Below are 2,784 nucleotides of genomic sequence, written 5' to 3' on the forward strand. Positions count from 1 at the left end.
AATGCCATTCAGGTCAAACATATCGATGATTCTCATGGTCTTTACGATGCCTATGGACCACTTTATAATGAGAAATGCACAGCCAATCGATTGGCTTCGAATTACTTTCTCATTTGCTTAGCGCGTGATCAGGGAGACGCAGCCCAAAAAAGCTATTTTGATGGAGGCTTGGTGATTAAGGCCAAGGAAAAAGGAGCCGCCGGAAATGAGTACCGCATCACCTTCGTCGGTAAAGGGCACCCTAACAAAGCCTTTGCGACCTCATTGTCGGGGAAAAGACTGATTGTTCAATTTAAGACTAATAGTTCAGGTGCTGTCCTAACTAATTTTGGTGACATCCGGGATCGCATCAATAGCTATTATTCAAATATTTTGCTCGCTAGCACGGATGTCAGCACAGGGTTGCCTTCAGCCAATGCCGACAGCAATCTCTCTGGCGGTGGGCTCAACAGGAAGGTATTGGCGACAGATGCTGATGTGGCCGAAGCTTTAAATGGGTTAGATAATGAGCTCGAAGTTTCTTCTTCAAACGGCGTGCCCTTAAATGGTGTGCCTTTGAGCTCTCCCGCCACCTCTTTGACAGGTGGGGCTGATGAAGAGGAAATTGTGCATGCCACGGCAGGTGAAGTCGCCGAGTTCATAGCCCAGCATGCCGGGCTCAATCAACTTGTGGAGATTAATGGTGGCGGAGAGCACTTCCTGTCACCAGCCGTGTTGGAGCTTAGTGGCGGAGGAGCCAATCCTTCGGTCAAAACCTCCCGCCAAGATTTGATGGAGTTGCTCGCAGGAGATACTGCCGTCAGCAACTTGATCACGGTTGCTGGTGAGAGTGACCCTAACGAAGACGTCCAATGGTTCATGCAGCCACTGCTGCGCACCGTCTTCACGGGTGGGCGGTGCCCAGGCAGTGTAAGCACGGGCGACCAAGTGGCAGGTTTTCTCAATGAAGATCCTGTGGCGAGGCAGGTGGTGAAGGTGTTTGGTGGTGGTCCGGGCAAGCTCCACCCGTCTTCGATCACGCTATCCACAGCAATCGATCCGAGCCATGTACGTGTCTCGTTAGGCACCAGTTCGGGGGATGCGGCACGTCTGCTGGATCAAGGGCTCATTTACCGGGCCGACGTCCCGGGAGTAGCAGGCAATACGATGACCCTCCGATTGGAGGAGCACTCGGAAGCGGAGCAACCTTTGTCAGCCTCTTTGGATGGGGATGAGATCGTGGTTCAACTTGCGACAGATTCGGGCCTTCATGATCGACTGGTGAATCAAGACATCACGTATCTGCAAAAGGCTTCTCATCAGGCGGGCCAGGAAGTCTCCGTGGCGCTTTTGACCGAGGTTGAAAACCAGAGCCCAGGCGTGATTGTGGACGGACGTGAGATCAAGGTGTTGCTCGAAACTGGAGCGGCGACGAAGGCTTCAGTCACGGATCAGGGGATCACGTATCAGGCTTGGAATGCAGGTCTGGACGGAAATCGGACACGGGTCCGCCTGCGAGCTGCCGATGCCTATGAGTCGGGAGCTCTGGAGTGGTCTCAGTTCTATCAAGATTCGGCTTGGTATAACGATGTGGTTGTCAATTTACCCAATTCAGGCGGGGCTTTTCCTTATCTCGTGTTGCCGGGAATGGTTTATATAGGCTCTCCAGGAACAGTCGGCAATGGTTTGACGATCCGCCATCAAGTCGTTCCTGGCGAAAGCCAAACGAGAGTCGAAATGGTGGAGGACGAGCTGATCGTTTATTTGGCTGCCGATGAAGGAGACACTGCCACGGCCAGCCTTTATAATGGAGCCATCACTTTGCAGGCGTCTGAGCCGGGCGTTGCCGGGAATAGCCGATCTTACGCTGTGTATGTCACTAACGAGCCTTCCCAACCCTTGCAGTCGGGCACCGAAGGCAACTTGGTCTGGGTCAGCGTGGCTACCGATGAGGAGGGTAATTCCATCAGCACGATGAATGATGTCGCGGCTGCGCTTGGCGGTTACGTTTGGGGATTCGAGGGAGGAGATATCGTCACCTATGGAGAGGACGTGAATCTCAGCGGTGGTGGAGCCAACATGACCATTCTGACGGATGATTATGCGATCTATGATGCGATCATCGCTCATCCCGTGGCATCCACCCTGATCCGGTGGGCCTACACGGGTTTCGGTGGAACGTTGGGTAATGACTCGGGCGTGATGAGTGGAGGGGTGGCTCCCACCTCGTTTGACATGGATGTAGACGATGTCGTCGCGCTCTTGAATGGGGCCTTGGAAAACACCGACCTGATGACGGTCACAGGCAGCGGTAGCGCCATCGTGCAGCCTGCGACCTTTTATCTGACCGGTGGGGATAACCAGCCCACCGTGGAGACAACGATCGACGAGGTGGTGGAGATGCTGACGGAGGACGAAGAAGCCTCGGCTTTGATCGATGTCACTTACACGGGAGATGGCGAGGCGGTCGCAGCACCCATGGCCTTGACGAAGTTGGATGGGGGGCGTGGTCCTGGGTCGATTAGCACCTCGGCTCAGGTGCGGACTTATCTCAATGCCCACGAGACAATCGGGGCGCGGATCACCGTCAATGGGGGAGGTGCAAATGTGGTGGGCGCTCGCAATGTCATGGCGTTCCATGGCGGCGGAGCTAATCCGCAAGTGACCACGACGGCCTCGGATCTGGTAGCACTTTTGGGTGCGGATGCGTCGGCGCAGGAGCTGGTGGAGGTGACAGGCGCGGGGAGCACCCCGCTGCAGCCGCTGCCTCGCACGGCGTTGACGGGCGTGAAGGACAAACCGCCG

1 protein-coding gene is annotated in these 2,784 nt (G+C 55.4%); it reads left to right on the forward strand.

Annotation, left to right across the window (positions count from 1 at the left end; translation table 11 throughout):
* Positions 1-2,784: hypothetical protein (locus tag B5D61_RS26560; protein WP_176159679.1), on the forward strand; the 2,784-nt coding region annotated here is incomplete at both ends.

Source organism: Prosthecobacter debontii, from assembly GCF_900167535.1.
GTDB lineage: Bacteria > Verrucomicrobiota > Verrucomicrobiia > Verrucomicrobiales > Verrucomicrobiaceae > Prosthecobacter > Prosthecobacter debontii.